Source organism: Paracoccus benzoatiresistens (assembly GCF_026913015.1).
Taxonomy (GTDB): Bacteria; Pseudomonadota; Alphaproteobacteria; order Rhodobacterales; family Rhodobacteraceae; genus Paracoccus; species Paracoccus benzoatiresistens.
The window spans coordinates 13,636-32,414 of sequence record NZ_JAPTYD010000001.1 but is presented as its reverse complement, the minus strand read 5'-3'; the positions used below and the strand labels follow the sequence as shown (position 1 = coordinate 32,414).

Annotated in this window: 19 protein-coding genes and 1 tRNA gene; 9 read left to right on the top strand and 11 right to left on the bottom strand. The window is 69.2% G+C overall.

What is annotated here, in order from left to right; translation table 11 throughout:
* From OU682_RS00165 to leuB, 7 genes are all read right to left on the bottom strand, one after another.
* Entirely contained in the window at positions 1-1,044 is a 1,044-nt protein-coding gene (locus OU682_RS00165; RefSeq protein ID WP_268940038.1) for an HlyD family secretion protein, read from the bottom strand.
* The gene (locus tag OU682_RS00160) at positions 1,041-2,660 is read right to left on the bottom strand and encodes an efflux MFS transporter permease (protein WP_268940037.1); all 1,620 of its coding nucleotides are present in this window, start codon (positions 2,658-2,660) and stop codon (positions 1,041-1,043) included. Before OU682_RS00160 ends, OU682_RS00165 begins: the two co-directional genes overlap by 4 nt.
* Positions 2,657-3,100, bottom strand: coding sequence for a MarR family winged helix-turn-helix transcriptional regulator (locus OU682_RS00155; RefSeq protein WP_268940036.1), 444 nt, complete (start codon positions 3,098-3,100; stop codon positions 2,657-2,659). Before OU682_RS00155 ends, OU682_RS00160 begins: the two co-directional genes overlap by 4 nt.
* Positions 3,101-3,176: 76 nt before the next feature.
* A complete protein-coding gene (gene ggt / locus OU682_RS00150; RefSeq protein ID WP_268940035.1) occupies positions 3,177-4,982 on the bottom strand; it encodes a gamma-glutamyltransferase in 1,806 nt (601 codons plus the stop codon).
* Between the two features lie 127 nt (positions 4,983-5,109).
* Positions 5,110-5,186 (bottom strand) — tRNA-Pro (locus OU682_RS00145).
* A gap of 47 nt (positions 5,187-5,233) precedes the next feature.
* The gene (locus tag OU682_RS00140; protein ID WP_268940034.1) at positions 5,234-6,193 is read right to left on the bottom strand and encodes a DMT family transporter; all 960 of its coding nucleotides are present in this window, start codon (positions 6,191-6,193) and stop codon (positions 5,234-5,236) included.
* Between the two features lies 1 nt (position 6,194).
* Entirely contained in the window at positions 6,195-7,319 is a 1,125-nt protein-coding gene (gene leuB / locus OU682_RS00135) for a 3-isopropylmalate dehydrogenase (RefSeq protein ID WP_268940033.1), read from the bottom strand.
* A 171-nt stretch (positions 7,320-7,490) separates the two neighbouring features.
* Here leuB and OU682_RS00130 point away from each other — a divergent pair, with 171 nt between their 5' ends.
* Genes OU682_RS00130 through OU682_RS00120 form a run of 3 tightly spaced genes read left to right on the top strand, consistent with a single transcriptional unit; the run spans position 7,491 to position 10,325 of the window.
* Positions 7,491-8,684 carry an MFS transporter gene (locus OU682_RS00130; protein ID WP_268940032.1) on the top strand — a complete coding sequence of 398 codons (1,194 nt, stop codon included), beginning with the start codon at positions 7,491-7,493 and terminating at the stop codon, positions 8,682-8,684.
* The gene (locus OU682_RS00125; protein WP_268940031.1) at positions 8,677-9,714 is read left to right on the top strand and encodes a glycosyltransferase family 4 protein; all 1,038 of its coding nucleotides are present in this window, start codon (positions 8,677-8,679) and stop codon (positions 9,712-9,714) included. The genes OU682_RS00130 and OU682_RS00125 overlap by 8 nt, the downstream gene beginning before the upstream one ends.
* On the top strand, positions 9,711-10,325 hold the full coding sequence (locus OU682_RS00120; RefSeq protein ID WP_268940030.1) for a glycosyltransferase family 29 protein: 615 nt from the start codon (positions 9,711-9,713) through the stop codon (positions 10,323-10,325). The genes OU682_RS00125 and OU682_RS00120 overlap by 4 nt, the downstream gene beginning before the upstream one ends.
* 151 nt (positions 10,326-10,476) lie before the next feature.
* Here OU682_RS00120 and OU682_RS00115 read toward each other — a convergent pair whose 3' ends face one another.
* Positions 10,477-10,944 carry a DUF6644 family protein gene (locus OU682_RS00115; RefSeq protein ID WP_268940029.1) on the bottom strand — a complete coding sequence of 156 codons (468 nt, stop codon included), beginning with the start codon at positions 10,942-10,944 and terminating at the stop codon, positions 10,477-10,479.
* 6 nt (positions 10,945-10,950) lie between these two features.
* On the bottom strand, positions 10,951-11,334 hold the full coding sequence (locus OU682_RS00110) for a DUF6152 family protein (protein WP_268940028.1): 384 nt from the start codon (positions 11,332-11,334) through the stop codon (positions 10,951-10,953).
* Between the two features lie 173 nt (positions 11,335-11,507).
* Between OU682_RS00110 and OU682_RS00105 the strand changes: the two genes are divergently transcribed.
* Both OU682_RS00105 and OU682_RS00100 read left to right on the top strand, forming a co-directional pair.
* The gene (locus tag OU682_RS00105; protein ID WP_268940027.1) at positions 11,508-12,530 is read left to right on the top strand and encodes an aspartate-semialdehyde dehydrogenase; all 1,023 of its coding nucleotides are present in this window, start codon (positions 11,508-11,510) and stop codon (positions 12,528-12,530) included.
* A gap of 4 nt (positions 12,531-12,534) precedes the next feature.
* Positions 12,535-13,134: a DedA family protein gene (locus OU682_RS00100; protein ID WP_268940026.1), complete on the top strand. Its 600-nt coding sequence runs from the start codon at positions 12,535-12,537 to the stop codon at positions 13,132-13,134.
* Positions 13,135-13,159: 25 nt separating this feature from the next.
* Here the strand turns inward: OU682_RS00100 and OU682_RS00095 are convergent, their stop codons facing one another.
* Complete coding sequence (locus tag OU682_RS00095) at positions 13,160-13,807, bottom strand: carbonic anhydrase (protein ID WP_268940025.1); 648 nt, start codon at positions 13,805-13,807, stop codon at positions 13,160-13,162.
* Positions 13,808-13,946: 139 nt separating this feature from the next.
* On the opposite strand from OU682_RS00095, the gene OU682_RS00090 reads away from it, so the two are divergent.
* From OU682_RS00090 to serB, 4 genes are all read left to right on the top strand, one after another.
* Positions 13,947-14,324 (top strand): hypothetical protein, encoded by a 378-nt coding sequence (locus OU682_RS00090; protein ID WP_268940024.1) that lies wholly within the window; start codon positions 13,947-13,949, stop codon positions 14,322-14,324.
* A gap of 287 nt (positions 14,325-14,611) precedes the next feature.
* Positions 14,612-15,976, top strand: coding sequence for a leucyl aminopeptidase family protein (locus OU682_RS00085; RefSeq protein WP_268940023.1), 1,365 nt, complete (start codon positions 14,612-14,614; stop codon positions 15,974-15,976).
* Positions 15,977-15,978: 2 nt separating this feature from the next.
* Positions 15,979-16,815 (top strand): C40 family peptidase, encoded by an 837-nt coding sequence (locus tag OU682_RS00080; protein WP_371832188.1) that lies wholly within the window; start codon positions 15,979-15,981, stop codon positions 16,813-16,815.
* A 29-nt stretch (positions 16,816-16,844) separates the two neighbouring features.
* Entirely contained in the window at positions 16,845-17,723 is an 879-nt protein-coding gene (gene serB / locus OU682_RS00075) for a phosphoserine phosphatase SerB (protein WP_268940021.1), read from the top strand.
* Here the strand turns inward: serB and OU682_RS00070 are convergent.
* The gene (locus tag OU682_RS00070; protein ID WP_329609760.1) at positions 17,713-18,714 is read right to left on the bottom strand and encodes an NAD(P)H-dependent flavin oxidoreductase; all 1,002 of its coding nucleotides are present in this window, start codon (positions 18,712-18,714) and stop codon (positions 17,713-17,715) included. The two genes, serB and OU682_RS00070, sit on opposite strands and share 11 nt — an antisense overlap.
* Positions 18,715-18,779 lie beyond the last annotated feature (65 nt).

Sequence of the window (18,779 nt, the reverse complement as noted above, 5' to 3'; positions counted from 1 at the left end):
TCATTCGGGCGCTGTATCGGTGTCCACGTGAACCACCACCGACATGCCGGGGCGCAGATCCTCGACCCTCGGCTGGCCCGGGTCGATGGAGATGCGGACCGGCAGGCGCTGCGCGATCTTGGTGAAATTGCCCGTGGCATTGGTTCCCGCCAGAAGGCTGTATTCCGATGCCGTCGCGGGCGAGAAGGATTCCACCCGCCCGGTAAAGCCCTGGTGCTGCAGGGCATCCGCGGTGAAGCGCACGACCTCGCCCGGCTGCAGCCCGGTCAGGCTGGTTTCCTTGAAGTTCGCGATGACCCAGACGTCGCTGCCCACATGCGACACAAGTGCCGCACCCGGCGTCACGTACTGCCCGACCCGGATCGAGACATGGCCCAGCCGGCCATCGGCGGGCGCGCGGATGACGGTGTTGTCCAGGTCGATCCGGGCCAATTCGACGGCGGCTTCGGCGCTGGCGATCTCGGCCTGGTGCGATTGCAGGGCAACGCGCGCGGACTTGACGGCCTCGCGCTGCACGTCCAGTTGCGCCTCGGCCTGGGTCACCGCCGCGTCGGCCTGCTGCAAGGCCAGTTCCGACTGTTCGGCCGCCGATTGCGAGGCGACGCCCCGCGTCCGCAGCGCTTCCGAGCGGTCCCAGTTGGCCTGCGCCGTGGTCAGTGCCGAGCGCGCGGATCGGGCGCCCGCCTCCTCGGCGCGCACCACCGCCTCCGCCGAGGCGACGCCCTGGGTGGCGACCTCCATCGCGGCACGGGCGGCAGCCAGCTGCGCCTCGGCCTGGGCCAGCTTCTGGCGCGGGATCCGGTCGTCGATCCGCGCGATCACGTCGCCTGCCTTGACAGGCTGGAAATCCGTGACCTCGACCGCGCTGACATAGCCCGTGACCTGCGGCGCGATGATCGTGACCTTGCCACGGACATAGGCGTTCTCGGTCGTGGGCTCGGACGCCTGGAAGGGCGGCAGGTGCCAGGCGTAAAGCAGCAGCAGGACGCCCGCGGCGCCGATGACCAGGGCGATGAGGGTGGGAAGGAGGTTTTCTTTTTTCATGGGGTCGTATCCGGGTTCGGCCGGGGGGCCATGCGCAGGGCTAGCCGGTCGCGCAGCAGGTGCAGGAGCAGGGCCAGGGCGGCGGCAAGGGCAACCAGGGCGGTCAGAAGATAGGCGTCGTTGTAGGCCATCACATAGGCCTGGGCCGAGGCATCCTGCGCGATCTGCGCTGCTGCCTGGACGCGGCGGGCGGCGGCTTCGGGGATCTGGGCGGCAAGCCCCGCGGCCCGCGCCGCGATGGCCTGCGCCGTGGGCATGTCGGTGGTGGCAAGCTGTTCCGTCAGGGTCGCGTAGTGGGCGGCCTGGCGGTGGTTGATGAAGGTGGTGAACAGGCCCGACCCCAGCACCCCCCCCAGGGATTGGGTCGAGATGAAGACGATCACGAAGGACAAAAGGTATTGCGGCCCGCGCGACAGCGCCGAGATCAGCCCCGCCATCATCGCGGGCGGCAGGAACAGCATCCCGGCAAACGCGATCAGAGCCTGGCTGACGATCAGTTGTTCGGGCCGCGTGTCCATGGTGGCCCGGGCGTCCATGAAGGCGCCCAACGCGATCAGCAGCAGCGCCACCAGATGCAGGACGGGCACCCGGTTCGGGCGCATCCAGGCCACGCAGGCCAGTCCGCCCAGCAGGCTTGCGCCGACAATGATGGCGAACAGCCCGGTCATCTGCGAGGGTGCGACGCCAAGGCTCTGGAACATGCGGGGGGCGCCGGCGCTTTGTTCGGACAGGATCAGCCGGAACAGGAACAGCGTGGCGGTCAGGTGCAGCATGGCGGGGCTGACCAGCCAGCGGATGTCCAGAAGCGGCGCGCTGCGGTTCAGCTCGACCGCGACCGCGACCGCTAGGGACGCGGCGGATGCCGCCAGCAGCAGGCCGATCCAGGGCGCGTCGGTCCAGTAGTGGATCGGCCCCATCACAAAGCCGATCGTCAGCCCCGCAAAGCCGAAGCCGATCAACAGGAAGCTGAGAAAGTCCAGCGTCTGGATCACCTTCATGTGCGGCACCGGCCGCAGCGGCAGGCGGAAAACCAGCATCAGCGACACCATCGCCATGCCAAGCGCCGTCAGGTGGACCCATGTCAGCCCGCCATCCCCGATCAGCGCAGGCGAGACGACGCGCGCCAGCGTCGGCCCCGCCATCATCGCCGTCATCGCGGCGGGCAGGCCAAGGCGCATCTTCCATTCCTGGGACAAGGGTTCCAGCATGTACATGAAGGCCAGGGTGGACAGCGGCGCGGCCGCCGCGCCCGACAGCGCCTGCACCACCACGGCGGACCTGAAGTCGCTGATCCAGACGGATGCGAAGGCCACCGCCACATAGGCGATGATCCCCACCTCGGCAAAGCGGCGCAACCCGTATTGGGTGCGGATCTTGATCAGCAGCAAGGGGAGGGATGCGCGCGGGATCATGTAGGCTGCCATCAGCCAACTGGCCTGGGCCGTCGTGATCCCCAGGTCGCCCGCGATCTGCGGGATGTTGGTGGACACGAACCCCTGGCCCAGCCCTTGGGACAACGCCAGCATCACCGCGGCGCCCATATAGGCCAGCGCCTGCGGGACGGGCAGCGGCGGATGGACCACCGGGGCCGGGGCGGAGGAAGCTGTCTCGGTCATTCCCGGTCAAGCCTCGCGATATTGCCGGCGATGCGGTCCAGGACCGATCGGGCCACGGCCAGATCCTCGGGCGGGATGCCCGCCACCAGTTCGGCCCGCATCCGGCGGGTGAAATCGACAATGCCGCTGTCGCGCCCGCGCGCGGTCAGGAACAGCGCGTTCTTTCGTCCGTCGCTTTCGGCCGGGCGGCGCTCGACAAAGCCTGCATGCTCCAAGGCGTCGATCTGGCGCTTCAGCGTGGGCGCCTCGATGTCCAGCGCGGCGGCCAGGTCGGCCTGCGTGGCCCCGTCCATCCGCGACAGCGTGGTCAGGGCGCGGGCGCGCGAAAGCGTCAGGCCCACGGCTTCGGCCCGCGCGTCATAGCTGCGGCGCAGAAGGCGCATGAGGTGCAACAGCGTATCAAGGATGTTCGCGGTATGCGGCATGGTGGTGGCTTTCATCACTTCGTTAGCAAGCTAACTACTTGCCTTGCGATGTTCAACCCCCGCAGGCCGGCGTCGATCCGCGGAAAATCCCTCAGCCGCCCAGGGCGATCCCCTCGCGCCGGGGATCGGCACCGCCCGACAGCGTCCCGTCCGGCCTGATCACGATGCCCTGCAGGCCCGAGGTCAGGTCGGTCTCGTTCAGCTCGTATCCCATGGCGGCCAAGCCCTCGGTCAGGGCGGCAGGCAGCCCTGCCTCAATATCCATGGGACCGAAGCGGTTGACGATATTGGGCGCGGCCACGGCCTTCTGGATGTCCATGCCCCAGTCCAGATGCGCGACGATCGCGCGGGCGACATAGCCGATGATGCGGCTGCCGCCGGGCGATCCGATGACCATCACCGGACGCCCGTCCTTCAGCACGATGGTCGGCGCCATGGACGACCGCGGCCGCTTGCCCGGTGCCACGGCATTGGCGACGGGCCAGCCGTTTTCGTCATGGGTTTCGAAGCTGAAATCGGTCAGTTCGTTGTTCAGCAGGAAGCCTCCCGTCATCAGGCGGGATCCGAAGCCGTTCTCGATCGTCGTGGTCATCGACAGGGCATTGCCGTCCCCGTCCACGATCGAGATATGCGTGGTGGACGGCAACTCCAGCGCGGCGTCCTGCCCCCACAGCATCGCATGGGACCAGCCGGGCGCGCCCGCGCTGACCTCGGGCAGGCTGTCGTCGCCCGCCAGCAATTTCGCGCGCTCGGCCAGATAGGCCGGGTCGATGAGCCCTTCGGTTGGCATCGGCACATGGTCGCTGTCGGCCATGAAGCGGCCCCGGTCTGCAAAGGCCAGGCGCGAGGCATCGCCGATCAGTCGCCAGCTTTCCGGGTTCTCGGCCCCAAGGGCGGCCAGGTCATAGCCGCCCAGCATCCCCAGGATCTGCCCCACCGTCAGCCCGCCCGAGGACGGCGGCCCCATGCCGCAGACATCATGGGCGCGGTATTCGACGCAGACGGCGGGGCGTTCGACGACCCGGTAGGCGGCCAGATCCCCCATCGACAGCCCGCCCGGACTGTCGGCCCCGCGCACGGCGGCGACGATCCCCTCGGCAATCTCACCCCCGTAGAAGCCGTCCGCACCTTCCGCGGCCAGCTTGCGCAGGGTCGCGGCATAGGCCGGATTCTTCAGGTTCGCGCCTTCCGCGAGCGCCTGCCCGCCGGGAAAGAAATAGGCGGCGGTCGCCGGGTCGGCCTGCAGCGCCTCGCCTTCCTCGGCCAGCATCCCCGCCAGCCGAGGCGAGACGGTGAAGCCCCCTTCCGCCAGCCGGATGGCGTCGTCGAAGAGGCCCGACCAGTTGGCCTTGCCCCAGCGGCGATGCGCGGCTTCCAGGACCGCGGGCGTGCCTGGCGTGCCCACGGAGCGGCCGCCCACCACGGCATCCATGAATTCCATCGGCTGGCCGTCGGGCTTCAGGAACAACTGGGGCGTGGCGGACATCGGCGCGGTTTCGCGCGCGTCCAGCGTCGTCAGCGCGCCCGTTTCCCCGTCATGCCAGACCAGGAAGGCCCCGCCGCCCAGGCCCGAACTTTGCGGCTCGACCAGGCCCAGCACGGTCTGGACGGCTACCATGGCGTCGGCGGCGCTGCCCCCGGCAGCCAGAACCTTTGCGCCCGCCTCGGCGGCAAGGGGATGGGCGGCGCTGACCATCCAGTCCTGCCCGGTGACGGGGCGGCCCTCGGCCTTGGCCGCCAGGGCCGCACGCGCGGCCTCCGTCAGCGGACCCAGATCATCGGCCCTGGTCTCGACGGCCGTCGCGCCCTCGGGCGCCACGGCATCGGTCGCCTGCTGCGCGAATGCTGCAGGGGTGCTGCCCAGAAGCAGCAAGATTGCCAGCGCTGCACGTGCCATGCCGTTCTCCACCCTTGATCCCTGCAGTCTGCGCATCGAAAACCAGCGATGCAAGAACCCAGCAGCAACAGGGGGATATGAAAAGGGCTGGAATGGCGGTTTTCGCGTCAGGCACGAAGAACCGATCTGGTCGGAGCGAGAGGATTCGAACCTCCGACCCCCTGCTCCCGAAGCAGGTGCGCTACCAGGCTGCGCTACGCTCCGACCGTGACGGGGCAGGTAGCGCGGGGCGGGCCGGATTGCAAGCCCTGTCAAGGGCGCGACGGCCATATTCTTTGCAAAAGCGAGGTTCGGGGCGCCGTCACCGTCTCGGCCCGGATGCGCGAGGCAATCACGGGACGGTTGGCGGAGTTGCCGCCGCGCCCCTCGCGCCAGACGATATAGATGCCCGACCCGATGATGACGGTGGCGCCCACAAGCGTGGGCAGGTCCAGCACCTCGCCGAAGAAGATCCAGCCATAGGCGGTGGCCCACAGGATCTGCGAATACTGCATGGGCGCGACAATGGCGGCCTCGCCCGCCCGATAGGCCAAGATCAGCAGGAAGCCCGCCGTCAGGCCCAGGCAGGCGATCACCCCCGTCATGGCGAAATGCGGCAAATCCATGGGGCGATATTCCAGCGCCAGCGAGGCGCCGGTCGCCACGAAACTGGCCAGCATCGGCCACATCAGCAGGACCAGCGGGCGTTCGACGCGCCCCAGCTTGCGGATCACCACGGCCGAGGTGGCGGTGCCCACCGCCGACAGCAGCGCCGCCAGATGGCCCAGTTCCAGCGCCTGCCCGCCAGGGCGCAGCACGATCAGCACGCCCGCAAGGCCGATCACCACCGCCGCCAGGCGATGCGGCCCGACGCGTTCGCCCAGGATCGGGATGGACAGGATCGTCACCAGCAGGGGCGCGGCAAACAGGATCGCGTAAACCTGCGCCAGCGGCAGTTGCGAGAAGGCAAAGAAGCTGCCCATCCCCGAGGCCAGCCCCGCCACCGTGCGCAGGGCCACCCAGCCGGGATTGGAGGGGCGCAGCGTGCCCGGCTTTGGGTCGCGCATGATGACCAGCGTCACCAGCGGAAAGGACAGCAGCGACGAAAAGAACAGCACCTGCAGCGCCGGATACTGCGCCCCCAGCGTCTTGATGACCGCGTCATGCGTCGCGTAGATCCCCATGGCCAGCAAGGCCAAGGCCGCACCGCGCACGTTCGACGCGACCTCCATCTCAGCCCTGCGACAGGGCCGCGACGATCCGGTCGCCCATCTCCGAGGTCGAGAGCGGGGTGCCGCCCTCGGGGCCCATCAGGTCGGCCGTGCGTGCGCCGTCCGCCAGCACGCGTTCGACCGCGCGTTCCAGCTCCGCCGCGGCGTCGCCCTGGTCGAAGCTGTAGCGGAGCGCCATGGCAAAGGACAGGATGCAGGCGATCGGGTTGGCCTTGCCCTGACCCGCGATATCCGGCGCCGAGCCATGCACGGGTTCGTAGAGCGCCTTCGGCCGGCCATTCGCCATCGGCGCCCCCAGGGAGGCCGAGGGCAGCATTCCCAGGGACCCGGTCAGCATCGCCGCCGCGTCCGACAGGAGGTCGCCGAACAGGTTGTCGGTTACGATCACATCGAACTGCCGGGGCTTGCGGACCAGCTGCATCGCGCCGTTGTCGGCATACATGTGGGAAAGCTCGACATCGGGATATTCGTTGTCATGGACCCATTGCACCTCCTCGCGCCAGAGGATGCCGGATTCCATCACGTTGGCCTTCTCCATCGAGCAGACCCGGTTCGACCGCCGCCGCGCCAGTTCGAAGGCCGACCGAGCCACGCGGCGGATTTCCCCGCTGGTATAGCGCTGCGTGTTGATGCCGACGCGCCCGCCCTCGTTGTCGGGGTTGTTGTCGTCGGAATGGATGCCGCGCGGCTCGCCGAAATAGACGCCCGAGGTCAACTCGCGCACGATCAGGATGTCGAGGCCCGCGACCACCTCGCGCTTCAGCGACGAAAAGTCCGCCAGCGCATCGAAGCACTGCGCGGGACGCAGGTTGGCGTAAAGGTCCATTTCCTTGCGCAGGCGCAGCAGCCCGCGTTCGGGTTTGACGCTGAAGTCGAGGCTGTCGTACTGCGTCCCGCCGACCGCGCCCAGCAGCACCGCATCGACCGATTGAGCCTTTGCCATCGTCTCGTCTGTCAGGGGGGTGCCATGGGCATCATAGGACGAGCCGCCGACCAGCCCGTGCTGGATATCAAAGGACATGCCGCGATTCGCGCCGAACCAGTCGATGACCTTGACCACCTCGGCCATGACCTCGGGGCCGATCCCGTCGCCGGGCAGGATGAGAAGCGAATAGCTGTCGGACATGGTTCCTCCGGGTCCTTGGGTCGCGGCATCGGGTCCGGTGCTAGCCCCCCGCCATGGGCTGGTCAAGCTGACCCGGGATGTTGCGCGGTGCGGCCAGGGCGGCACCGTCGCCGCGACGCCTTGCACCTTCCGCGGCCTTGGCGCAGCTTTCCGCCGCAACGGAGGGATGGAATGCGCTGGATCATGTCGCCGGGACTGATGTCCCTTGTTCTGGGCTATGCGCTCAGCCAGTTCTACCGCGCCTTCCTGGCGGTGCTGTCGCCGACCCTGGGGACCGAACTGGGGGCGGGCCCGGCCGATCTCGCGCTGTCCTCGGGGCTCTGGTACATCGCCTTCGCCGCCGTCCAGATCCCCGTGGGCTGGGCCTTGGACCGCTTCGGCCCGCGCGAAACGGTGGCGGCGCTGCTGGGCCTTGGCGGATGCGGCGGCGCGCTGGTCTTTGCGCTGGCCCAGGCGCCCTGGCACATCCACCTGGCGATGGCGCTGCTGGGCATCGGTTGCGCGCCGGTGATGATGGGAAGCTTCTACATCTTCGCGCGCACCCTGCCCCCCGCCTCGATGAGCGCGGCGGGCGGCGCGGTGGTGGGCATCGGCTCGCTTGGCAACATGCTGGGGGCCGCGCCGCTGGTCTGGATCATCGACGGGATCGGCTGGCGCGCGGCGCTTGGCGGGCTTGCCCTTGCGACGCTGCTTGTGTCGCTGGCGATCCTTGCCCTGGTGCGCAATCCCGCCAGACCCGTGGGCCAGCAGCGCCCGGCGCGGCTGCGCGACCTGCTGGCCGTGCGCGAGTTGCGGCTGATCCTGCCGCTTCTGAGCGTGACCTATGCCGCTTCGGCCTGCATCCGCGGGCTCTGGGCCGGCCCCTTCCTGTCCGAGGTCTATGGCGCAAGCGATGACCTGATCGGCTGGGTGACGCTGGGCATGGGACTGGCGATGGTCGCGGCGAACCTGTCGGTCGGCTGGGTCGTCCGCGTCATGGGCTCGGACAAGCGCACCTCGGTCGCGAATACGCTGCTGCTCTGCGCCGTGCTGGCGGGGCTGTGGCTTGGATCGGGGACCAGCCTCGTGCTGTCTGGTGTCCTGCTGGTCATGGTGTGCATCTCGGACAGTTCCTATTCCCTGATCATGTCGCATGGCCGCGCCTTCCTGCCCCATCACCTGGTCGGCCGCGGCATCACCTTCATGAACATGGTCTCGATCTCGGGGGTAGGGATCATGCAGTTCCTGTCGCGGCCGGTCTATCTGTCGGCCTCGGCCAGCCACCCGCCGCCCGTGGCCTATGGTCACATCTTCCTGTTCTTCCTGGTGCCGTTGACTATAGGGCTGGTGTTCTATCTTTTCAGCGCCGAGAACCGCCATGTCTGACCCGCTGGTCATCGCCCCGAACCTTAAGCGCCGGCTGTCGGGCGTCACCGCCACGGTGGTGCGGCTGATCCCGGTGCAGGCGCGCCTGATCGCGATCCGCGCGACCGGCCCCGGCCTGCCGCCCGAAATACCCCACATCCCGCTGGCCCGCGCCGCCCTGATGCCACGCGACCGCTGGCGCGTCTGGCACGCCCGGCGCAACACGGAAATGGCGCTTGGGCTGATCCTGCGGCACGTCCTGGGGCGCAAATACCGGCTGATGTTCACCTCGGCCGCGCAGCGCCGCCATACCGGCTTCACCAAATGGCTGATCCGCCAGCAGGACGCGCTTGTGGCCACATCGGACAAGGCGGCCAGTTATCTGGACCGGCCCGCCACGGTGGTGATGCACGGGGTCGATACCGCGATCTTCCAGCCACCCGCCGACAAGCCCGAGCTGCGCCGCGAGCTGGGCCTTGATCCCGGCGCCGTCCTGATCGGCTGCTTCGGCCGGGTGCGCGCGCAAAAGGGCGTGGACCTGCTGGTCCGTGCCGGGCTGCGGCTGCTGCCGGACCGGCCGCGCGCGCAGATCATCTTCACGGGCCGCATCACCCCCGACAACCGCGCCTTTGCCGACGGCCTGCTGGCCGAGATCGCGGCAGCCGGCTTGCAGGACCGCATCCGCTTCCTGGGCGAGTTGCCCTGGGACCAGGTGGTGCGCCATTACCAGGCGCTGGACCTGTTCGCCGCCCCCGCCCGCTGGGAGGGTTTCGGCCTGACGCCGCTGGAGGCGATGGCCTGCGGCGTGCCGACCGTGGCCACCCGCGTCGGCGCCTATGAGACGCTGATCCGCAACGGCGTCACCGGCAGCCTGGTGCCCCCCGACGACCTTGAGGCGCTGACCGGGGCGCTGCGCCGCTGGCTGGACGACGATGCCGCACGCGCCGCCGCAGGCCAGGCGGCCCGCGCCCATGTGACGGCGAACCATGCCATCGAGGGCGAGGCCCGCGCCCTGGTGGGCATCTACAACGACTTGCTGGCCCGGCCATGAACAGGCTGCAATTCTATACCGCCCGCCTGCTGCGCGACGAACCCGCCCTGCAGGACCTGTCGGTCCCCCAGGGCAACCTGCTGGCCGATCTGGAGGGCAAATCCGTCGCCCTGATCGGCAATGCCCGGTCGCTGGCCGAAACCCGCCAGGGCACGGCCATCGACGCCGCCGACCTGGTGATCCGCATCAATCGCGCGCCGATGCCCTCGCCCGAAAGCCACGGCAGGCGAACCGACTGGCTGGCGCTGGCCGTGCGGTTGCCGGACGAGGACCGGGGGCGACTGACGCCCGTCCGCCTCCTGTGGATGTCGCCCAAGCGCAAGCGGCTGGACTGGCAGACGGCGACCAGCCCCGGCTTCTACCTGCACCCGCTGGAAGATTACCACGCGCTGAAGGACCGCCTTGCCGCCCCGCCCACCACCGGGGCGATGATGATCGACCTGGCTCTGCGGTCGCGCCTGGCAAGCCTGACGCTTCATGGCTTCGACTTCTTCGCCAGCCAGAGCCTGTCGGGCCGCCGCACGGCGCAACAGGTTCCCCATGACTTCAGCGCCGAGGCGGCCTGGGTCGCGGATCTGAAGCGCACCGACGACAGGCTTCTTCTGGCCTAGGCTGGCGGCGGCCACCGCCTTCGCCACGCAAGGCAACTGCCGCCCGGCCCCACGCCCCGACAGGCGCCCGCCTCTCCGGGTCACGGGCGGGGGCAACAGAGGGGCTTTTCTGTCCCGCCTGTTCGATGAAGCGACCGGCACCGGATCCGCCTCACAGAAACCCGATCCAGCGGCCCGCCAGCAGCACCCCCATCCAGACCAGGGCCGAGATCGCGGCAAGAACCCGTGTCGTCCCATGGGCAATTCCCGTGGCGACAAGCCGGCTCCAGCCGGTCCCATGCAGCAGGGCGACATTGCCGAGGCCCAGGGCCAGCAAGGCCAGCTTCCAGCGGAAGGCGGCGTTGCCCAGGTATTCGGCGGCGCTGACCGACCACAGGCAGAACCCCGTCGCCACCGCCAGCCCCAGGCCGATGCCCGCCATCCGCGACAGGAACGGCCCGATGACCTGCAGGGGCGGACCGGACAGAACCCCCAGGATGCGCAGGTCCAGGGGCAGGATCGCCCCGACCAGCAGCCCGATCCCCAGGATATGCGTCGCATTCACGACCATGTAGAGGTTGCCCGACCCGCGCAGCATGCCCGCCAGGGCCGAGGCTTCGATCCAGGCGACAAGCTCCATCAGCCGTCAGTCGGACCGGATGCGCTCGGGATACATGTCGTAGTTCCGGCCGTCGATCACGATGCGCACCGCCTTCATGTGCGCTTGGGTGCGGTCCGCGTCGCGGTTGCCGATCACGATGACCGCGTCGCCGATCCCAGCCGTCTCGGCTGTGAAGCCGGACCGTTCGGTGCGTCCCGGATTGCCCAGTTCGACCTGCCAGACGGTCCCCCGCGCATCCCTGACCCGCAGCGTGGGATGGGGCGGGCTCATGGAGATCGCCTCGATCACGCCCTCGAGCCGGACCTGCTCGGCATCCGCCCAGGACCAGCCGTGATGTGCCACTGCCGGTGCCGCCAGTGGCAGCCCCAGAAGAAGCGCGACGAAGGCGGATCGGAACCGGCAAGACATGGGGATCCTCGCGTGATGCGGTTGTCCATCGGCCCGAAGGATACCGCACCCGCGCGCCCGGGGCTGATGACAATGGCGTTACCCGGCCGGCCCCTGGCCCGGGCCTTTCCCCTTCCCTTGCACCCCTGCTTGCGCTAAATGCACGCGACCGCATGAAAAGGAGTCCCAAGGAGATGGGCTACAAAGTCGTCGTCGCAGGCGCCACGGGAAATGTGGGCCGCGAAATGCTGAACATCCTGGAAGAACGCCAGTTCCCGGTGGATGAGATTGCCGCACTGGCCTCGCGCCGGTCGCAGGGCACCGAGGTCAGCTTCGGCGACAAGACCATCAAGGTGAAGGATATCGAGCAGTTCGACTTCACCGGCTGGGACATCGCGCTGTTCGCAATCGGGTCGGAAGCCACCAAGACCCATGCCCCGCGCGCGGCGGCGGCGGGCTGCGTGGTGATCGACAACTCCTCGCTCTACCGCTACGACCCGGATATCCCGCTGATCGTGCCGGAAGTGAACCCGGACGCGGTCCACGGCTACAACAAGAAGAACATCATCGCGAACCCCAACTGCTCGACCGCGCAGATGGTGGTGGCGCTGAAGCCCCTGCATGACCGCGCGCGCATCAAGCGGGTCGTCGTGTCCACCTACCAGTCCGTGTCGGGCGCCGGGAAAGAGGGCATGGACGAGCTGTGGGACCAGACCAAGGGCATGTATGTGCCGGGTCAGGAGGTCGCGGCCAAGAAGTTCCAGAAGCAGATCGCCTTCAACGTGATCCCGCAGATCGACGTCTTCCTGGACAGCGGCGACACCAAGGAAGAATGGAAGATGACGGCCGAGACCAAGAAGATCCTCGATCCGTCCATCAAGGTCACCGCGACCTGCGTGCGCGTCCCGGTCTTCGTCGGCCATTCGGAATCCATCAACATCGAGTTCGAGGATTTCCTGGACGAGGACGAAGCCCGCGACATCCTGCGCGAGGCGCCGGGCATCCTGGTCGTCGACAAGCGCGAGCCGGGCGGATACACGACGCCGGTCGAATGCGTTGGCGATTTCGCGACCTTTGTCAGCCGCATCCGCCAGGACGTGACGGTGGAAAACGGGCTGAACCTGTGGTGCGTCAGCGACAACCTGCGCAAGGGCGCCGCGCTGAACGCCGTTCAGATCGCGGAACTGCTGGGCAACCGCGTCCTGAAAAAAGGCTGAGCGGGTGTTCGACTGGATCACCGGCTTTCTGGAAGGCGGCGGAGCCCTGGCCATCGCCGCCCTGATGCTGCTGGAAAACGTCTTTCCGCCGATCCCGTCGGAACTGATCATGCCGCTTGCGGGCTTCAACGCCGCGCGCGGCGGCACGCCGCTGTGGCTGGCGATCCTGGCGGGGGGCCTGGGCTCTCTGGCCGGGGCCTGGCTGTGGTATCTGGTGGGCCGCGCCGTGGGGGCCGAGCGGATGCGCCGCCTGATCGCGCGGCATGGCCGCTGGCTGACCACGACCCCCTCGGAATTCAAGAAGGCCGAGGACTGGTTCCATCGACACGGCCGCGCGGTCGTCTTCTTCGGCCGCTTCGTCCCGACGGTGCGCACGCTGATCTCGATCCCCGCCGGGATCGAGCGGATGCCGCAGGGGCAGTTCCTGCTTTATACCGCGCTTGGCAGCTTCATCTGGTCGGGCGGGCTGGCCATGGCGGGATACCTGCTGGAAGACCAGTACGAACAGGTCGAACACTGGATCGACCCGCTGTCCACGGCGGTCGTCGTGGGCATCGTGGCGCTTTATCTGTGGCGCGTGATCCGCTGGAAGCCCGACGCCTGACCGGCGCCGGGTCGTCCTGCGGGGATCAGACCTCCACCCAGGCTTTGCCGCCGTCGATGGCCTGAACCAGCGAGCCTTCGCTGATGTCATGGACCAGGCCGTGCAGCGACATCTGCCCGGATTCGACCGCCGCCCTGACAAAGGGGAAGGTCATCAGGTTCTCGATCGAGACAAGCACGGCCTCGCGTTCCAGCGCGGCGACCTGCTGGTCCTCGGGCAGGTCCTTCACGCGGTCATAGCCGGGCCGGAGGACGTCCATCCAGCGGCCGACGAAGCTGGTCTTCTCCTCGAGTTCCGGCGCATGGCCCGAACACATCGCATGGCAGCCCGCGACGCCGCCGCAGCTGGTATGGCCCACCACGATCAGATGCGCGACCTTCAGCGCCTGCACCGCATATTCCACCGCGGCCGAGGTGCCGTGCTGCAGCCCGTCGGGCGCATAGGGCGGCACGAGGTTGGCGATGTTGCGGTGGATGAAGAACTCGCCCGAATCCGCGCCGAAGATGCTGGTGACGTGGACGCGGCTGTCGCAGCAGGAAATCACCATCGCGCGCGGGCGCTGCCCGTCGGTGGCCAGGCGGCGATACCAGGCGCTGTTTTCGGAATAGGACGTGGCCCGCCAGCCGTGGAAGCGGCCGACCAGATACTGGGGCAGGGGGCGGATGTTATGCATGTCTCACCTCTCTTGTCCCGCCGGTTGATAGGCGGTGATTGAGACAAATTCGAGCGATTTCTTATGGCCGCGGCAAGCCTTTCTTCACCCCGGGACGCCATGGTGGCCGGACTGGACGTGCAAGACAAAAGGAAGGCAGATGGCACAGATCATGGCACTGGCCGTATCGGAGCCGGTCCGGGTGGATTCCCGCCGCGTGGGCGATATCGTGACCGAACTGGGCGAAACGGCGGCGCAGAACGTCATCGGGCTGGCGCTGGAACAACTGGCGGGCGCGCTGACCGCCACCGACAAGGCCATCCGCGGCAACGACCTGCCCGAGGCCGGCCGCCAGTGCGACCTGCTGGCGCGCCTTGCCTGGCAGATCGGCCTTCTGTCGCTGGCGGGCGTGGCGATGGATCTGGGCGGCTGCGCGGACAAGCGCGACCTGGTGGCCCTGGGCGCCATCCATGCCCGGCTGATGCGGGTGGGGAACCGGTCGCTGACGGCGATCTGGGATCGGACGGGGTTGGGGTAAGGCCAAAACGGCCTTGCCGTCGCCTGGCTTGGCGAAGGCCTTCCCCACCAATGCCACCGGTCCCGAAGACCCGGCCTGCGCCTGCCCCGCCCTGGCGGGCACAGGCCTTCCCGGGGTCGCAGGCGCGACCGTCTCCGGTGGAACCGGATCACGCGGGCGGGGAAGCGCATGCGCTTCCTTGTCCCGCCCGGTTCGGGGACAGCCCTGCCCGCCTGCTGCCCGCGACCCGGACTTGCGGGCGGAAGCGCAGGCTGTAGTCTGGCGCCCAGCAGACAAGGACCTGACCCATGACGCCCGACTTCGCCCCCGATTCCGCCGATGCCCTGCCGCTTTGGGCCGTTTGGAAGGGCGATCCGCTGCCCGATCAGGCAGGCCCCTGGCCTGCCGCCAGCGGCTTTTCCGCCAAGCTGGGCGAGATCTGCCTGCTGCCCAATGCCTCGGGCGGGCTGGCGGGGGCTTTCCTGGGGCTTGGTGACCGGGCATCCGCCGGACGCCACCGCTTCGCCCTGGCCCATGCGACGGCCCTGCCCGCCGGTACCTGGCGCCCGGCCCTGCCCGAGGGGCTTGACCCTGCCGAAGCGGCCCTGGCCCTGCTTCTGGGGCAGTATCGCTTCACCCGCTACAAGGGCGCGGCTTACGACGGCCCGCGCTTCACCTGCCCCGAGGGCGCCGATGCCGCCCGGATCCGCGCGCAGGCTGCCGGAGAGTTCCTGACCCGCGACCTGATCAACACGCCCGCCAACGACATGGGGCCCGTCGATCTGGAAGCCGCCGCCCGCGCCCTGGCGGACGAAATCGGCGCCGGCATTTCGGTCACGACCGGCCCGGACCTGCTGGACGCCAACCTGCCGATGATCCACGCCGTGGGCCGCGCCGCCGAACAGGCGCCCCGGCTGATCGACATCCGCCTGGGCGATTCCGGTCCGCGCCTGACACTGGTCGGCAAGGGCGTCTGCTTCGACACGGGCGGGCTGGACATCAAGCCATTCGCCTCCATGGCCCTGATGAAGAAGGACATGGGCGGGGCGGCCACCGCGCTTGGGCTGCTGAAGATGCTGGCGCTGACCGGCGCGGCGGAGCGGATGCAGATCCGCGTGCTGCTGCCGGTGGCGGAGAACAGCGTGTCGGCCGGTTCGTTCCGGCCCGGCGATGTTCTGACCAGCCGCAAGGGCCTGACGGTCGAGGTGAACAATACCGATGCCGAAGGCCGCCTGATCCTGGCCGATGCCCTGGCACTGGCGGCCGAGGAATCGCCCGACCTGATGATCTCGCTGGCGACGCTGACGGGGGCGGCGCGCGTGGCGCTTGGCCCCGATCTGCCGCCCTTCTATTGCGACGACGATGCCACGGCCGAAGCGCTGTCGCGCGCCGCGATGGCCGTGCGCGATCCCTTGTGGCGGTTGCCCTTCTGGGAAGGCTACGAATCGCAGATCGAGCCGCCGATCGCGGATCTGGACAACGCCCCCGCGGGCGGCATGGCAGGGTCGGTCACGGCGGCCCTGTTCCTGCGCCGCTTTGCCCAAGGGGCCGGGCGCTATGTCCACATGGACATCTATGGCTGGCAGCCTGTCCTGGCGCCGGGCCGTCCCAAGGGCGGGGTGGGCCAGGGCGCCCGCGCCATCCTTGCCGCGCTGCCGCAGGTCCTCGCATGACGCTGGATCGCCGCCTGACCCCCGCAACGGATCGCGTGGCCCTGGAAAGCCTGTGCGGCGTGATCGAGCGCCCGGCCTATACGCCGGGCCACGCCGCGCGGCTGGTCGTGCCGCTGGCCGACCTCATGACCGCGCCCGACGGCCGCCGCGACCGGCAGGTGAATTTCGGCGCCGATGTCACGGTGATCGAGACGCGGGGCCCTTGGTGCTTCGTGCAGGCGGATTTGGACGGCTACTGCGGCTGGCTGCCCGAGGCGGCGCTTGGCACCGACCTGCCCCCCATCACCCATCGGGTCACGGCGCCTGCCACGCATGTCTATTCCGCGCCCGACATGAAGCAGCCCGAACAGGCCAGCCTGTCCCTGGGCGCGCGGCTGTCGGTCACGGGGATCGAGGGGCGCTTTGCGCGGCTGGCGACAGGCGGCTTCGTCCCCGTCCAGCACATCGGCGACCAGCCTGCCCCGGATCCGGTGCCGGTGGCGGAAAGCCTGGCCGGCACGCCCTATCTCTGGGGGGGCAACAGCCGCGCGGGCATCGACTGCTCCGGCCTTGTGCAGGCGGCGCTGACGGCCTGCGGCATCCCCTGCCCCGGCGACAGCGACCTGCAGCGTGACGCCTTTCCCGCAGCCGAGGACATCCGCCGGGGCGACCTGCTGTTCTGGCCGGGCCATGTCGCACTGGCCATGTCGCCCGACCTGATGATCCACGCGACGGCCTGGGTCATGGCGGTGATCGCCGAGCCGATCCCCGAGGCCCTGGCCCGGATCGAGGCGCAGGGCGGCGGCCCCTTCCTGGGCATCCGCCGCCCGCCTCTGGCGCAGCCCGCCGCGATGCCCTAGACCGCCGCCATCTTCCAAGGAGTTGCGGCATGTTCACCATTTCGCTGATCGCATCGCCCCTGCGCGCCAACCTGACCGAAGCCCTGGCGCTGGACCTGGCCGACCGCTGGGCGGGCGGGCCGCTGCGCTGGCTGAATCCCCGTGTGGCGGCCGAGTTCGACCTGCCCGCCCAGCCCGCGGACTTCCCCGAGGCCTGGGCCGACCTGCAGCAGCAGACGCTGGATCTGGCCATCCAGCCCGCCGCAGGCCGCCGCAAGCAGATCCTGCTGGCTGACATGGATTCGACCATGATCGGGCAGGAATGCATCGACGAGCTGGCCCATGTCGCCGGCGTCGGCCCCCGCGTGGCCGACATCACCGCGCGCGCCATGAACGGAGAGCTTGATTTCCACGGCGCCCTGACCGAGCGCGTTTCGCTGCTGGCGGGCCTGCAGGACAGCGTGATCGCGGATGTGCTGGCCTCTCGCATCACGCTGGCTTCGGGCGGGGCGCAACTGGTGGCGACGATGCGCGCCCATGGCGGCTATGCGGCCTTGGTTTCGGGTGGCTTCACGGCCTTTACCGAGGCGATCGCCGACCGGCTGGGCTTCGACGAACACCGCGCCAATACCCTGCTGGCCGAGGGCGGGCTGCTGACCGGCCATGTCGGCATGCCGATCCTGGGACGCGAGGCCAAGGTCGAGGCCCTGGTCCAGATCGCCGAGGCGCGCGGCCTGACCCCGGCCGATGTGATCGCCGTGGGCGACGGCGCAAATGACCTGGGCATGATCCAGCTTGCCGGCACCGGCGTTGCCTTGCACGCCAAGCCGTCCGTGGCCGCGCAGGCGCCGATCCGCATCAACCATGGCGACCTGACCGCGCTGCTTTATCTGCAGGGCTATGCCGTCGCCGATTTCGTCACGGGCTGATCGCCGCCACCGTTTCCGCAGCCGGGCGCGCGACACTGACCGCAGCGCCCGTTCCGGCCCAGAAGGCGCCGTAGCCGGTATGGCCTCGCGCCAATGCGGCGGCGTTCAGCGCCTTGCCGATGTCATAGGCCAGCGGGTAGTCCGCCGCCGCCGCGTCGTCGATGCCGCTGAAATCGTTGACTAGGCACCGCGCCGGACGGCCCGAGATCGCCCGGGTCATTACCGTCTGCCCGCCCGACAGGGCCGCCCGGTGGGGGGCTGATGTCGCGGCCTCGGGCGCGCGCAGAAAGGCGGTGCCGCATTGCACCGCGGCGGCACCCGCATCCATCGCGGCGCGGGCGGCCGCCCGATCCATGATCGCGCCCGCCGCGACGACCGGCAGGCCGACGGGCAGCAGCGCCCGGACCAGGGCCGCGTGATCCAGCCGCCCGTCCGGCCCGTCGGGGTCGAAGATGCCGCGATGGCCACCGGCCTCCCACCCTTGGGCCACGATCACGTCAAAGCCCGCCTGGCGAATCGCCCGTCCCTCGGCGACCGAGGTGGCCGTTGCCCACAGCTTGCACCCTGCCGCCTTCAGCGCCGCGATCTGGTCGGGCGCGGGCAAGCCGAAATGGCAGCCGACGATATCCGGCCTTTCCGCCAGCAGCACCGACAGCATGTCGTCATTGCCGCGAAAGCTGGGATAGATTTCGGACAGCCCGTCCGGAGGTTCCGCCCCGAAGCGGTGAAAGACCGGGCGCAGCGCGTCGATCCACCCGGCCTCGCGCCTTGCATCCCGGCGCGCCGGAACGTGGCAGAACAGGTTCACGCCGAAGGTCCGCCCGGTCCCCTGCCTCACCGCCCGGATCGCCCTGCCCGCGCCCTGTGCATCCAGCGCGCCAAGGGCCACGAAGCCGAGCCCGCCCGCGTTGCAGACCGCCACCGCCAGTTCCGGGGTCGAGGTCCCCGCCATCGGCGCCTGGACCACGCGATGTGTCAGTTGGTCGAACATGATCATCCCTTCATCTCGGCACCAATATCCCATGGCGTGAGCCGCGCCCCAAGGGAAGTCCAGCG

Excerpts from the sequence above, each read along its gene's own strand:
- OU682_RS00130 (WP_268940032.1), top strand. The coding sequence starts at position 7,491 with ATGCGCTGGATCATGTCGCCGGGACTGATGTCCCTTGTTCTGGGCTAT.
- leuB (WP_268940033.1), bottom strand. The coding sequence starts at position 7,319 with ATGTCCGACAGCTATTCGCTTCTCATCCTGCCCGGCGACGGGATCGGC.
- OU682_RS00140 (WP_268940034.1), bottom strand. The coding sequence starts at position 6,193 with ATGGAGGTCGCGTCGAACGTGCGCGGTGCGGCCTTGGCCTTGCTGGCC.
- OU682_RS00165 (WP_268940038.1), bottom strand. The coding sequence starts at position 1,044 with ATGAAAAAAGAAAACCTCCTTCCCACCCTCATCGCCCTGGTCATCGGC.
- OU682_RS00120 (WP_268940030.1), top strand. The coding sequence starts at position 9,711 with ATGAACAGGCTGCAATTCTATACCGCCCGCCTGCTGCGCGACGAACCC.
- OU682_RS00125 (WP_268940031.1), top strand. The coding sequence starts at position 8,677 with ATGTCTGACCCGCTGGTCATCGCCCCGAACCTTAAGCGCCGGCTGTCG.
- OU682_RS00095 (WP_268940025.1), bottom strand. The coding sequence starts at position 13,807 with ATGCATAACATCCGCCCCCTGCCCCAGTATCTGGTCGGCCGCTTCCAC.
- OU682_RS00085 (WP_268940023.1), top strand. The coding sequence starts at position 14,612 with ATGACGCCCGACTTCGCCCCCGATTCCGCCGATGCCCTGCCGCTTTGG.
- OU682_RS00155 (WP_268940036.1), bottom strand. The coding sequence starts at position 3,100 with ATGAAAGCCACCACCATGCCGCATACCGCGAACATCCTTGATACGCTG.
- OU682_RS00105 (WP_268940027.1), top strand. The coding sequence starts at position 11,508 with ATGGGCTACAAAGTCGTCGTCGCAGGCGCCACGGGAAATGTGGGCCGC.
- ggt (WP_268940035.1), bottom strand. The coding sequence starts at position 4,982 with ATGGCACGTGCAGCGCTGGCAATCTTGCTGCTTCTGGGCAGCACCCCT.
- OU682_RS00110 (WP_268940028.1), bottom strand. The coding sequence starts at position 11,334 with ATGTCTTGCCGGTTCCGATCCGCCTTCGTCGCGCTTCTTCTGGGGCTG.
- OU682_RS00115 (WP_268940029.1), bottom strand. The coding sequence starts at position 10,944 with ATGGAGCTTGTCGCCTGGATCGAAGCCTCGGCCCTGGCGGGCATGCTG.
- OU682_RS00090 (WP_268940024.1), top strand. The coding sequence starts at position 13,947 with ATGGCACAGATCATGGCACTGGCCGTATCGGAGCCGGTCCGGGTGGAT.
- serB (WP_268940021.1), top strand. The coding sequence starts at position 16,845 with ATGTTCACCATTTCGCTGATCGCATCGCCCCTGCGCGCCAACCTGACC.
- OU682_RS00160 (WP_268940037.1), bottom strand. The coding sequence starts at position 2,660 with ATGACCGAGACAGCTTCCTCCGCCCCGGCCCCGGTGGTCCATCCGCCG.
- OU682_RS00070 (WP_329609760.1), bottom strand. The coding sequence starts at position 18,714 with ATGTTCGACCAACTGACACATCGCGTGGTCCAGGCGCCGATGGCGGGG.